The sequence below is a fragment of the Methylophilus sp. DMC14 genome, assembly GCF_056314085.1.
Genome location: NZ_JBQUZA010000001.1, coordinates 756,350 through 768,517, shown reverse-complemented (window position 1 = coordinate 768,517; position 12,168 = coordinate 756,350). Strand labels below are relative to the sequence as shown.

Annotated in this window: 12 protein-coding genes; 7 read left to right on the top strand and 5 right to left on the bottom strand. The window is 52.2% G+C overall.

Translation table 11 applies throughout. The annotated features are described in order from the left end of the window. The first annotated feature begins 5 nt into the window (after positions 1-5). From ACT53C_RS03780 to ACT53C_RS03755, 6 genes are all read left to right on the top strand, one after another. Positions 6-293 (top strand): HP0495 family protein, encoded by a 288-nt coding sequence (locus ACT53C_RS03780; protein ID WP_194749045.1) that lies wholly within the window; start codon positions 6-8, stop codon positions 291-293. A 13-nt stretch (positions 294-306) separates the two neighbouring features. Beyond that, a complete protein-coding gene (lipB, locus tag ACT53C_RS03775; RefSeq protein WP_476144853.1) occupies positions 307-921 on the top strand; it encodes a lipoyl(octanoyl) transferase LipB in 615 nt (204 codons plus the stop codon). Further along, complete coding sequence (gene lipA, locus ACT53C_RS03770) at positions 911-1,891, top strand: lipoyl synthase (RefSeq protein ID WP_476144852.1); 981 nt, start codon at positions 911-913, stop codon at positions 1,889-1,891. The genes lipB and lipA overlap by 11 nt, the downstream gene beginning before the upstream one ends. Before the next feature lie 58 nt (positions 1,892-1,949). Further along, positions 1,950-3,275, top strand: coding sequence for a glutamate--cysteine ligase (gene gshA, locus ACT53C_RS03765; RefSeq protein WP_476144851.1), 1,326 nt, complete (start codon positions 1,950-1,952; stop codon positions 3,273-3,275). A 12-nt stretch (positions 3,276-3,287) separates the two neighbouring features. Beyond that, positions 3,288-4,223, top strand: coding sequence for a glutathione synthase (gshB, locus tag ACT53C_RS03760; protein ID WP_476144850.1), 936 nt, complete (start codon positions 3,288-3,290; stop codon positions 4,221-4,223). A gap of 118 nt (positions 4,224-4,341) precedes the next feature. Beyond that, positions 4,342-5,613 (top strand): D-amino acid dehydrogenase, encoded by a 1,272-nt coding sequence (locus ACT53C_RS03755; RefSeq protein ID WP_476144849.1) that lies wholly within the window; start codon positions 4,342-4,344, stop codon positions 5,611-5,613. Between the two features lie 41 nt (positions 5,614-5,654). Here the strand turns inward: ACT53C_RS03755 and ACT53C_RS03750 are convergent, their stop codons facing one another. Continuing rightward, positions 5,655-6,575, bottom strand: coding sequence for a bestrophin family protein (locus ACT53C_RS03750; protein ID WP_476144848.1), 921 nt, complete (start codon positions 6,573-6,575; stop codon positions 5,655-5,657). Between the two features lie 194 nt (positions 6,576-6,769). On the opposite strand from ACT53C_RS03750, the gene msrB reads away from it, so the two are divergent. Continuing rightward, positions 6,770-7,216 carry a peptide-methionine (R)-S-oxide reductase MsrB gene (msrB, locus tag ACT53C_RS03745; protein WP_476144847.1) on the top strand — a complete coding sequence of 149 codons (447 nt, stop codon included), beginning with the start codon at positions 6,770-6,772 and terminating at the stop codon, positions 7,214-7,216. A gap of 87 nt (positions 7,217-7,303) precedes the next feature. Here the strand turns inward: msrB and ACT53C_RS03740 are convergent, their stop codons facing one another. From ACT53C_RS03740 to ACT53C_RS03725, 4 genes are all read right to left on the bottom strand, one after another. Next, positions 7,304-8,296: a catalase family peroxidase gene (locus tag ACT53C_RS03740; protein WP_476144846.1), complete on the bottom strand. Its 993-nt coding sequence runs from the start codon at positions 8,294-8,296 to the stop codon at positions 7,304-7,306. Between the two features lie 85 nt (positions 8,297-8,381). Beyond that, the gene (locus ACT53C_RS03735; RefSeq protein WP_476144844.1) at positions 8,382-8,834 is read right to left on the bottom strand and encodes a MarR family winged helix-turn-helix transcriptional regulator; all 453 of its coding nucleotides are present in this window, start codon (positions 8,832-8,834) and stop codon (positions 8,382-8,384) included. Positions 8,835-9,097: 263 nt separating this feature from the next. Next, positions 9,098-11,557: an EAL domain-containing protein gene (locus ACT53C_RS03730; RefSeq protein ID WP_476144843.1), complete on the bottom strand. Its 2,460-nt coding sequence runs from the start codon at positions 11,555-11,557 to the stop codon at positions 9,098-9,100. Between the two features lie 12 nt (positions 11,558-11,569). Further along, positions 11,570-12,157, bottom strand: coding sequence for a methylamine utilization protein (locus ACT53C_RS03725; protein ID WP_338655977.1), 588 nt, complete (start codon positions 12,155-12,157; stop codon positions 11,570-11,572). Between the last annotated feature and the right edge of the window lie 11 nt (positions 12,158-12,168).

Sequence of the window (12,168 nt, the reverse complement as noted above, 5' to 3'; positions counted from 1 at the left end):
AACATATGACCAAGTTCGAGCAATTACCGGAAATAGAAGAGACCCTGATTGAGTTTCCCACCAATTTCCCGATCAAGGTCATGGGTGAAACGCATGATGATTTCGCCAGCGAAATTACCCGCACCATCCAGTTGCATTGGCCAGACTTTGATACGCACCTGATTGAAATGCGTGGCAGCAGCAATGGCAAATACCTGAGCCTGACCTGTCTGGTGTATGTCACCTCCAAGCCACAACTGGATGATATTTACCGCAGCCTGACCGCTCACCCCATGGTCAAGGTTGTGCTGTAAGCCTTTTTCGATCATGCCTGCCTTGGAAATCCGCCAGTTGGGGCTGACTGATTATGCAGCCACGCTGGCTGCCATGCAGGCATACACTGCCCAACGCACGACCAGTACGCCTGACCAGCTCTGGGTCACCGAACATCCGCCTGTGTATACGCTAGGCCTCAACCGCCGCGGCGTGCGCCTGCCACAAAATGCAATTCCGCTGGTAAATGTAGACCGCGGTGGCAAAATCACCTACCACGGCCCTGGCCAACTCATTATTTATTGCCTGATCGATCTGGCACGCGGCCACTTGAATGTCCGGCAACTTGTCTCCATCTTGGAAGACAGCCTGATAGAATGGCTGGCCGCGCACGGCGTGGTGGCTGTTGCCCGCGCTGATGCCCCTGGCGTGTATGTAGACGGCAAAAAAATTGCCTCGCTGGGGCTACGCCTGAAAAACCAGTGCTGCTACCATGGCCTGAGTTTGAATATAGACATGGATTTACAGCCGTTTGCCGACATCGACCCGTGTGGTTATGCCGGCATGCAAATGACGCAAACCCGGGAATTAAATATTGCGCTGCAAATGCCTGACATTGCCGCTGATTTAACCCACCGATTGAAAGAGAAACTGACGCATGTCAGATAATTCGACCCCAATAGATGCAAGCGCCCGCCCGGCCAAGAAAGTAGCTGGCGTGAAAGAAATCGACGCAGCAAAAACCTCGCGTATCCCGATCAAGATCGTGCCGCAACCCATGCTGCGCAAGCCCGAATGGATACGCATGAAAGTGCCGGATTCGGCACGGTTCCAGGAAATCAAGCAAGTCCTGCGCGACAACAATTTGCATACCGTCTGTGAAGAAGCCAGCTGCCCTAATATTGGCGAATGCTTTAGTGGCGGCACAGCCACTTTTATGATTCTGGGCGATATCTGTACCCGCCGTTGCCCGTTTTGTGATGTGGCACATGGCAAACCCTTGCCGCCTGATCCGAATGAGCCAGAAAACCTCGCCCGCACCATCGCACAGATGAAACTGCGCTATGTAGTCGTTACCTCAGTAGACCGCGATGATTTGCCTGACGGTGGCGCGCAGCATTTTGTCGACTGCATCCGCGCCATACGCGCCCAATCCCCCGCCATTAAAATTGAAATCCTGGTGCCAGATTTTAGGGGCCGCCTCGATATCTCGCTCAAAATTCTGCGTGAAGCACCGCCAGACGTCATGAACCATAACCTGGAAACGGTGCCGCGTTTGTATAAACAGGCGCGCCCTGGTTCTGACTACCAGCATTCGCTGGATTTGCTCAAACAGTTTGGTGAACTGTACCCAACGGTGCCGACCAAATCTGGCTTGATGCTGGGCCTGGGTGAAACGGATGAAGAAATTTTAGAGGTGATGCGTGACTTGCGTGCACATGGCGTCAGCATGCTCACCTTGGGGCAATACTTGCAACCCAGCGTCCATCACCTGCCGGTGTTGAGATATGTCACGCCAGAGCGTTTTGAATGGTTTAAACAACACGCGGATGCCATGGGCTTTGACAATGCGGCCAGCGGGCCCATGGTGCGCAGCAGCTATCATGCCGACCAGCAGGCGCATGCGGTCATCGACTAATCATTGCATCAGCAGTGCCGGATAACCGGTGAATAAAATAACAAGCACAGGAGCAACCATGGTTCCACACTTAACCACGGCTTTAAGCGGCCCTCTCTACACACTGGAAAAACGCGTTTTGCAAGCCATGCCAGATATTGAGCACTGGTTCCGCACCAAATGGCAGGAGATTCCCGCCCCGTTTTATGCCAGCGTGGACCTGCGCAATGCCGGCTTCAAGATTGCCCCGGTGGATACCAACCTGTTTCCAGGCGGCTTTAATAACCTGAATCCCGAATTTTTGAGCCTGGCTGTGCAAGCCGCACAAATGGCGGTCGAGAAAATCTGCCCAGATGCACGCCGTTTACTTCTGATCCCCGAAAACCATACCCGCAACACTTACTACCTGCGTAATGTAGTTGAGCTCTGTCACATTCTCAAAACCGCCGGCATGGAAGTCCGTGTCGGCAGCTTGTCGCCAGAGATTACAGAGATCACCAAACTAGAAACCCATGATGGCTTGCCGCTGGTACTGGAACCGCTGGTGCGCGTAAACAACCGCCTGCAACTGAAGGCGGCAACGTTTGAAGGCGTGGAATACTCGGCCTTTGACAGCTGTGCCATTCTGCTCAATAACGATTTGTCCGGTGGCGTGCCCGAGCTGCTGCAAGGCCTGGAGCAAACCCTGATTCCACCGTTACATGCAGGCTGGTTCAGCCGACGCAAGTCACAGCACTTTAGCGCGTATAACACTGTCGTCGATGAATTCTCGCAATTGCTGCAAATTGATCCCTGGTTGCTAAATCCTTACTTTGATACCGCCAGCGGCCTGGACTTTCACGCCCGGGTAGGTGAAGACCTGCTGGCCGATAAGGTCGAAGCCATCCTGAAAAAAACGCAGGCTAAATACGACGAATATGGCATCACGCAGCCACCGTTTGCGATTGTCAAAGCCGATGCAGGTACCTATGGCATGGGCATTATGAGCGTGAAATCTGCTGACGAGGTACGCGACCTCAATCGCAAGGCGCGTAACAAAATGTCGGTGATCAAAGAAGGCATGCAAGTGTCTGAAGTCATGATCCAGGAAGGCGTTTATACCTTTGAAAGCATCAATGACGCGGTAGCCGAGCCAGTGGTGTATATGATGGATCACTTTGTGATTGGCGGTTTTTACCGTGTGCACACCGGCCGTGGCGTCGATGAGAACCTGAATGCGCCCGGCATGCACTTTGCCCCGCTCGCGTTTGAAAAACCCTGTACCCTGCCCGACTGTGCCGGCGCCCCCGACGCGCCCCCCAACCGCTTCTATGCCTATGGCGTGGTCGCAAGACTGGCCCTGTTAGCGGCTGGCCTCGAGCTGCAAGCGCGGGACCTGCCGGAAAACAACCTGCTCACCGCATAGCAAAGGTTCATCATGAAACTGCTGTTTATTCTTGATCCGCTGGCCTCACTCAAAAGTTACAAAGACACCAGCCTTGCCATCATGCGCGCGGCTCAAGCGCGTGGACACGCGCTATGGGTCTGCGAACAACACGACTGGCACTTGCAGCAAGCCGAGGTCAAGGTGGATGCGCAGACATTTGCGTTTAATACAGACGGGCAGTGGCAAACCGGTGACAAAACCACACAAGCCCCCGCAAGTTTTGATGCCGTGCTGATGCGTAAAGACCCGCCGTTTGATAACGAATACCTGTATAGCACCTATTTGCTTGAGCTGGCGCAACAGCAAGGGGCACGTATCATTAACGACCCGTCATCCATTCGCGGCTGGAACGAAAAACTATCTGTCGCGCGCTTTCCGCAATTTGCCCCGCCGTTTATCGTCACCAGCCTGCAAAGCAAAATTCTGGCCTTTCTGGCCGAACATCAGGACATCATCGTCAAACCGCTGGATGGCATGGGTGGCAGCGGCATTTTCCGCTTGCGTCAGGACGACCCAAATATTTACGCCATCCTGGAAACGCTGACCCGATTTGAAGCACAAACCATCATGGTCCAGCGCTATATTCCAGAGATCGTCAAAGGTGACAAGCGCATCCTGATCATCAACGGTGAACCACTGCCCTACGCCCTCGCCCGCATCCCCAAAACCGGCGAAACCCGTGGCAACCTGGCCGTCGGCGGCAAAGGCGTGGCCCAGCCCCTGACTGCCCGTGACAAAGAAATTGCCGAGACCGTCGGCAGTGTGCTGAAACAACACGGCCTGTTTTTAGTCGGGCTGGACGTGATTGGCGACTACCTGACCGAAGTGAATGTCACCAGCCCAACTGGCATGGTAGAGATTGCGGCACAAACAGACTGTGATCCGGCCAGAGTGATGGTAGAGGCGCTGGAAAAGCAGATGGCCTGACCGCCCGTCTCATCCTTAACGCGATCATATTCCCCCTGCTGACAGCCGATTTTGTTAACATCATCCAGTGCGGGTAAGTCCATCATGACTGCCTCACTATCGTTGCAGGAGTGTCATCATGCGGGTCTTAGTGCTGGGTTCAGGGGTGATAGGCGTGACAAGCGCTTATTATCTGGCGTTAAAAGGCTTTGAAGTCACGGTCATAGACCGTCAACCAGCGGTCGCCCTAGAGACCAGTTTTGCCAATGCAGGGCAAATTTCACCAGGTTATTCCGCCCCTTGGGCCAGCCCGGATGTGCCCCTCAAGGCGCTTAAATGGCTGTTTCAGCGCCATGCGCCACTCTCACTCAAACCGGATTTCACGCGTTGGCAATGTCAATGGATTGCACAGTTTTTAAGCAATTGCTCGCTCGAACGTTATGAATTGAATAAATCACGCATGGTGCGTCTGGCCGAGTATAGCCGCGATTGTCTGCGTCGTTTGCGCGCAGAGACGGGCTTGCATTATGAGCAACGCAGTCAAGGGACCTTGCAGGTATTCCGCACCAAAAAACAACTTGCCGCCGAAGCCAAGGATATTGCCGTACTTGAACGCATGGGCGTGCCGTTTGAGCATTTGGATGCGGCAGGCTGTGTACGCATTGAACCTGCCCTGATTCATGTACAAGATGCGTTGCTGGGTGGGCTGTATCTGCCTGGGGATGAAACCGGGGATTGCCAGCTATTTACCACGCAACTGGCAGCCAAGGCGCAAGCGCTTGGGGTGAAGTTCAGACAAGAAACGCAAATACACCGCTTACTGACACAGCAAAGCCAGTTGCTTGGCGTAGAAGTGCAAACGGCAATTGGCGTGGAAGTGTTGCAGGCAGACCATTATGTGGTCGCCCTTGGCAGCTACTCGCGCCAACTTTCGCAGGCATTGGGGCTCAATCTGCCGGTCTATCCCGTAAAAGGCTATTCTTTGACCGTGCCCCTGATCAACGCTGCCGCCGCCCCCGTCTCCACCGTGATGGATGAGACTTACAAGGTAGCCATTACGCGCTTTGACCAGCGCATCCGGGTGGGCGGGATGGCGGAATTGCATGGGTTTGATTTAAGCCTCAACCCAAGCCGCCGGGCCACGCTGGAATTTGTATTCAACGGCTTGTTCCCGTATGCCGGGGATGTCGCACAAGCGCAATTCTGGACGGGGTTGCGCCCCATGACCCCGGATGGCACGCCGCTGATCGGCCAGGCAAGCGCGGCTTACCCCAATGTGTGGCTCAATACCGGGCATGGCACGCTGGGTTGGACCATGGCCTGTGGCTCCGGGCAAGTACTGGCCGATTTGATGGCGCAGGAGACACCGACCATCGAGACGCAAGACCTGCAACTTTCCCGCTATCTCTAGCCGCGGTCACCCAAGCCATCGCTGCTAAATCGTCTGTGCACTTACATCAGTACAAATTCTTTGGCGGTCGGCAACGCGAGCAAATCACTTTGCCCCAAGGCTTCCATGAGCTCAATGTCTATGACTTCAGTCAGCGCGTTGATTGGCAGCGCATTGGCAATGGGTGCAAAAGGTTCTTCGAGTTCGTTACCGAGAGCATCGAGTCCAAACAGGGTATAAGCTGCCAACGCAGTCACAAACGGTGTGGCCCAGCCCAGGGTATTGGCAAAACAAAAGGGCATCAAAAAACAAAAAGTATAGGCGGTGCGGTGCAACAATAAGGTGTAGCCAAACGGAATCGGCGTGCTCTGGATCCGTTCACAGGCGGCTTGCGTTGCCGCCAGCTTCTGAATCAATTCTTCGAGCAGGTTAAACTGTATGGGCTGGATGCGGCCCTCCGCCAATGCCTGAATCAGGATGCGCTCCATGGCACGTAAAATGACTTCTGGCGGATTTTTGCTCTGCAAGTATGCTTCTGCCACGGGCGCGGCTAACAGTTGCTTGATCCGTGGCAGTTGATCCCCTGGACGCAGCTGCTTCAGCAACGCGTGCGCGTAAGCAATATTGTATTCAAGCAATTGCTTGCGGGCGGCACTGAGTTCACCCTGGGTATCCAGTATCTGGCTCAAGCGTGCCAGGTTTCTCGCGGTGAGCATAAACTCACCCCACACCTTCCTCGCCTCCCACCAGCGCTCATAACAGGCGTTATTTCTAAAGGCAAGAAAAATAGACAGCGTGATGCCAAGCAAGGCGAACGGCCCGCCATCAAACTTGGGTAACCAGTCGGGCTTCAAGGTATAAATCGAGACCACGACGGCTGACAGTGTTGCTACAAATGTCAGCAGCGGCATGATCTTGAGCACGATAGAACCTTTGATGATAAAAAACAGTTCAAACAAGTGTGGTCTGGGTCTAACAATCAAGGCATGTCTCCCGTCTGGTGAACTATCACACCAGTGATATACTCGATAGTTTGTAGTTTATCTGTCAGCGCGGGTCGCAAATGTGGCGATAAGACATGGAAATGCATGATTTAACGCCATTTTCCCAGCGCTATACAAGATGAGAACTTTCAACAGAGACAAGTCACCGGGTTGGAAATTGATGGATGGATATCATGCTTAAATGGAAAGATATACTTAAACTCTCGCGCGAAGGGAATCTGCCCCCAGAACGCAAATTGCAAAAATCCGTGCGTGCCTGGCGCGAGATTTTGGATGACGATGTGTTTGCCATTACACGTTTAAGTGCCACCGAGCGGCCGTTTTCATCAGAAATGTGTGTGGCATTTACGCCAGGGCGCTATGCCTGCGCCTGTTGCGCGCAAACGCTGTTTGATTCTAGCCAAAAGTTTGACTCTGCCTCGGGTTGGCCTTCCTTTGACCAGCCCCTTGCAAAGAATGCGATTGCTTATTACGCCGACGATAGCCATGGCATGCAACGCGTAGAAGTGAAGTGCAATGTATGTGATGCGCATTTGGGCCATGTCTTTCCCGATGGCAAAACAGAGACCGGACTGCGCTATTGCATTAATGGCAAAGCGATTGCATTTGTCGCCCAGTAGTTGGCCGGCGTTAAAAGCAAACGGCGCGGTTTGCTCACGCAAACAACGCCGTTCCAGATTCAGCTCGCTATGCTTTGCTAAATAAGCTTAATGCCCCAATCTTCTACCATAACTGACGGCATAAGCCGCTGGTCTGGCCAGCAAAATAGGATCTTTGCTAGGCGCAATGCCGTCTGTCAGCTGTAGCGGATTGAACATGATGGGCTTTTCAGCCGCTTTACTGTCTGCCACAGCCTTATTCAAGGTCAGTGTTCCCAACTCAATCACCTTGCGGCTGTCCGGCCAAACGACGGTCGCGTTATTGACTTCATCCCCGGCTTCAGCCAGTTGCAGCAATAATTTATATTGCACCCCACCAGTTTTTACGCGCTCGACAATATCGGTCATCAGGTAGTCAGGTGCGGCTTTGTCAGCCGCTTCCTGGCTCAGAAATTTGGCGCCGGCCACGGGCACAATCTGGTAACGGCCAAAGACGGTTTTACCTGCAGCATTGGTAAACTCAAACGCGTTCACGCCATAAAAAGGTTGCGTCGCAAAACTCACAGGCGCCGGTTTTGGTGTGGTCACAAATTTGAGTGCAGCTGGATGGCTGCCTAAAAACTGCTCGACTGGGCTTGGCTTGGCCGTACTGCCCTGAGAGTCGCGCACGGCATTGAGCAAGCCCAGAAAGTCTTCTGGCGTCGCCGTTGGAAAAGCATTCACCGAGATACTGACGATATCCGTTGCGGTGCCATCCGCTAATTGAAAGCGGATCGCAATGCCTTTAGGAAACGCATTGCCATTGGCATCCGGAATATTAGGCACGCCTGTAGCATCCGAGTAACGGACCAACACTGGCACTGCCTTTTGGAAGTGTATTGCTTTAGTGACTGTAGCCGCCTGTGCGGAAGGGGTAAATGTCCCCTCCACCATCACGCCTTTGGCATGGTTGGCACGATAGCCGGCATGAGGGCCGCCGGATAAGGTGGTCAAGGTGTCCACCAATTGTTCAGTCACCGGTTTTTCCTCTGCAAATACCGACGGGCTGGAGACAGTCAATGCTGTGGCAAATAACACGGCAACTAACGCTTGTATCTTCATGTTGAATCCTTTCTATGAAAATTCATATTGTTTAAAATTAAATCGCACACTACTTAAAATACCATAAACCATTTGTTTATGTTTACTACGCTTGATGCTGAATTAAATGGTTGCGCAGCGCATTCAAGCGCTCGCGTAACTCACCTACCTCGTGCAATGAGCAGCCCATGGCACACAACATATCATCCATAATGCCGGCGGCCTTCAGTCTCAGCTGACGGCCGGTCTGCGTCAGGCAGATAATCACTTGCCTTTCATCTTCGGTCGAGCGCACACGCTGCAAAAATTCAGCGGCTTCCAGCCGTTTCAACAAAGGGGTCAGCGTTGCCGAATCCAGAAACAACTGCTCACCAATATCACTGACGGTACGCTGATCGCTCTCCCACAACACCATCATGACCAAATACTGCGGATAGGTTAATTCCAGTGTTTTGAGCAGTGGGCGATATACTTTGTTAATCGCCAACGACAGCGAATACACAGAAAAACATAACTGCTCGTTAAGCAATGGTGTTTGGGCTGATGCAGAATTATTCATATGCTGCGATTATAAATCGCGCGCTATTATATTTTCAACAACTTTTTAATCTTATTTGTTTAGCCACTGCATCATGTAGTGAATGATGAAGTTGGCTTTCTTGTGCATTCTGACTTGGCTCATCTTGCGCTCCTTTCATGTATGGAATGCATGATAAAACAGTTTTATTTTTAAATAAAATTGAATTATTTAATTTAATCAATAAGTATTTTTTATAGAACAGCCCATTGCCTTGAAATCAAGGCCGGGTATGCAGCATTGAATTAATTGAGGTTGTCCAGCGTGTAAGGGTCTTGAGGCTCCGGCTCGATATCGAGCGGATTGACGGCATAGTTAAAATCATCGCCGATATCAATGTCTATGTCGTTTTGACCTTGCCAGCGCTCCAGCCAGATCGAAAAGTCTTTTTCTGGCATGGGCTTGCCAATAAAGTAGCCTTGCCCCTCATTGCAACCGAGCTTGGCCAACTGGTTGAGCACCAGTTCGTTTTCTATGCCTTCGGCCACCACGATCAAGCCCAGGTTGTGCGCCAGATCGATGGTCGATTTCACGATGCTGGCATCGCCGGCGTTTTTATCCATAAACATGACAAATGAGCGGTCAATTTTAAGCTCTTGCACCGGCAGTTGACGCAAATAAGCCAGCGAGGAGTAGCCAGTACCAAAGTCATCAATGGCCAGATGCAACCCCATAGCCGCCAGTTTTCGTACGACAATTTCCGCCCGCTCTGGATCCTGCATCAAGCTGCCTTCGGTGATTTCAAGCTTGAGTGATTTGGTGGTCAAGCCATGCGCTGCCAACAAATCGGCAATCTGTTGCGGCAACTCCATGTTGTTGAGGTCGCGGGTTGAAAGATTCACCGCCAGGCTGATATGCAAGCCTTGTTTTTTGAAATCCGCCAACGCTTCACAGGCGCGGCGCAACATCCATTGCGTGAGGTCACTGATAATACCGGTCTGTTCGGCAAACGGAATAAACTGGTCAGGGAAAATCATGCCTTTTTGCGGATGCACCCAGCGAATCAGGGCTTCACCGCCCAGCGCACGGCGGGTCGAGACATCGACCTTGGGCTGGATGTAGAGCAATAACTGGTTTTGCTGGATGGCTTCCTTAAGGTCAGAGATCAGGGTCAATGTCTCGGACTGGTCAATTTCCAGCGAGGTATTGTAGACAATCCAGGGCGTCTTTTTGAGTCTGGATTCTTGCAGTGCCGTCTCAGCGTGGTTGAGTAAAGATTCTTCGTCCATGCCATGTTCGGGATACAGCGCAATCCCCATGCCCGCCTGTACATCAATCGCTTGGCCCTGCACCTGCACCGGTTGCTCAAATACCTGTTGGATGGCATCTGCAAACCGGGTGGCTTGCGCCTGATCGGCATGCTGTAACAACACAGCAAATTCATCAGCATCGAGGCGCGCCACCATGTCTTGCTCACTCAATACATGCTGTTTGAGCACCTGACCGACGTGACGCAGCAAATCATCGCCAAAATCCCGACCTAGCGTTTGGTTGATAGGCTTGAAGCGGTGAATATTAATGACCAGAATACTCAGCTTGGCATTGCTCTGGGCATGGGCCAGCATGGCCTGATGCACGCCCTGGGTAAATGCCAGCCGGTTCGAAAGACCAGTCAGCTCATCATTAAACGCCAGCCGCTGGATGCGCAAGCTGCGTTGCAACACCGCTTCCCGCATGCTGTTGAGGGCGGTTGCCAGTAAGCCGATCTCATCCGTACTGGTCACCTGAATTGGCTTGTCATAATTGCCCATGGCAATGTCATCGGCATTTTTAACCAGCGTCGCAATCGGTTCGGTAGTTTTGCGCGAAACATACCAGATCAAGGCAGCGAAAATGACCACACCAAGCAAGGTCAGGAAAATCATCACTTTAAACAGCGTGTTCAAATCCTGCAGGTAAGGTTCTACCGAGCCCTGCAGCACCACCAGCAAAGCTTCATCCTTGGTTTCATGCAAGGAACGTATTTTAAGATGGTAGGTAATGCCATCCAGGTCGACCTTGTGTAAAGACAGCTTCTGCGCATACACATCGGAAACGGTTTTGACCAGCAGGTTTGAAAGTTCGTGGTTGGCAGTCCCCGTAACCAGCGCCCAATCGTGCTGATGGGTTTTTTGTACAAAGGTGACATCCAGGTGCGTCAGTTGCTTGATTTGCGCGGCCAGGCGGTTATCCACGGCAAACCCCATCACTACCCAGCCGATCACTTCGGGTGCTTTAACCGGCACGGCTATCAACTGATAAGGTTTGCCATCCACCAGTTCAAACTTGAGTGTGCCGGTTTGATTCTCGATAATGGCCTGTACAAACTCCTGATGGGCCGCACTGCCAGAAATGGCAGACTCGCTTTCCTGGGTGCCGATGACCATCGCTTCATCTTGACTGACGAAATAGGCGACCTGAGCATGGATGCGGCCCTGGTAGCTTTCCAGTGCGGAGGCAATCGTTTCCGCATCGTTGGTGGCAACGGCTTCCCTAAAGGCATAATCCGCGGCCAACACTTGCGTCGCCTGTTTGAGACTTTGCGTGTTGTGTTGCAGCAAATTGACAAATACCCGTTCGCCGACCTCCATCTGCTCTTCGGCCAGGCGGTTGGCATGTTTTACCAGGGCGTATTTAAGCGGAACCAGACCTGCCAACTGAATGGCAATGACCACGGTTAAGAATGTAAAAGCAATTCGCGAACGAATGTGTTTGAACTGGATCATGCAGTGAGAATGTTAGGGAAGCGCAATTTTCAGCTCGGTTGCGGCCCCTTCAATATTTACCTTTTGTTCTGTGCCAGGTTTATTTTGTCCTGGTAGCCAGGCTTGATAACTGTATTGACCATCACTGAGCTTGATCATGGCCTTGCCTTGGTCGTCCGTTTTGACAAAAAACGGGGTATCGACGACATAAATATACCCTACCATAGAATCATGAATGTTGCATCCTAATGTCACCAATCCCGCCTGATCAAACAACACGGGGTCCGTTGGCACGCCGGAATACAACTTCAGCTCGAATTTTTTGGCAGGTGAAAATGAGTAGACATGGTGCCTCACCGTATCTTCATTCGGAAAATTCACCTTGGTACCGGTCTGGATTACGGTTACCTTGGGGTTAAACATTTTGTTTTTTTGCACGATCTTGCCAGGGGCTGGACTGATTGCCGGGGTTTTCTTGTCATAAAACGCGACGACCGCATCGGTGACCAGCCGGCCCGCAGCATCCGTCACAGTGAGCGTCACTTCCGCGGCGTGCGCAGACAGCCCCAGACAGAGTAACCAGAGTCCTGCGCCAAGCAGCGGCCTGCTCAAAAAACGCATCTTCTTATCCT

Excerpts from the sequence above, each read along its gene's own strand:
- ACT53C_RS03780 (WP_194749045.1), top strand. The coding sequence starts at position 6 with ATGACCAAGTTCGAGCAATTACCGGAAATAGAAGAGACCCTGATTGAG.
- lipB (WP_476144853.1), top strand. The coding sequence starts at position 307 with ATGCCTGCCTTGGAAATCCGCCAGTTGGGGCTGACTGATTATGCAGCC.
- lipA (WP_476144852.1), top strand. The coding sequence starts at position 911 with ATGTCAGATAATTCGACCCCAATAGATGCAAGCGCCCGCCCGGCCAAG.
- gshA (WP_476144851.1), top strand. The coding sequence starts at position 1,950 with ATGGTTCCACACTTAACCACGGCTTTAAGCGGCCCTCTCTACACACTG.
- gshB (WP_476144850.1), top strand. The coding sequence starts at position 3,288 with ATGAAACTGCTGTTTATTCTTGATCCGCTGGCCTCACTCAAAAGTTAC.
- ACT53C_RS03755 (WP_476144849.1), top strand. The coding sequence starts at position 4,342 with ATGCGGGTCTTAGTGCTGGGTTCAGGGGTGATAGGCGTGACAAGCGCT.
- msrB (WP_476144847.1), top strand. The coding sequence starts at position 6,770 with ATGCTTAAATGGAAAGATATACTTAAACTCTCGCGCGAAGGGAATCTG.
- ACT53C_RS03740 (WP_476144846.1), bottom strand. The coding sequence starts at position 8,296 with ATGAAGATACAAGCGTTAGTTGCCGTGTTATTTGCCACAGCATTGACT.
- ACT53C_RS03735 (WP_476144844.1), bottom strand. The coding sequence starts at position 8,834 with ATGAATAATTCTGCATCAGCCCAAACACCATTGCTTAACGAGCAGTTA.
- ACT53C_RS03730 (WP_476144843.1), bottom strand. The coding sequence starts at position 11,557 with ATGATCCAGTTCAAACACATTCGTTCGCGAATTGCTTTTACATTCTTA.
- ACT53C_RS03725 (WP_338655977.1), bottom strand. The coding sequence starts at position 12,157 with ATGCGTTTTTTGAGCAGGCCGCTGCTTGGCGCAGGACTCTGGTTACTC.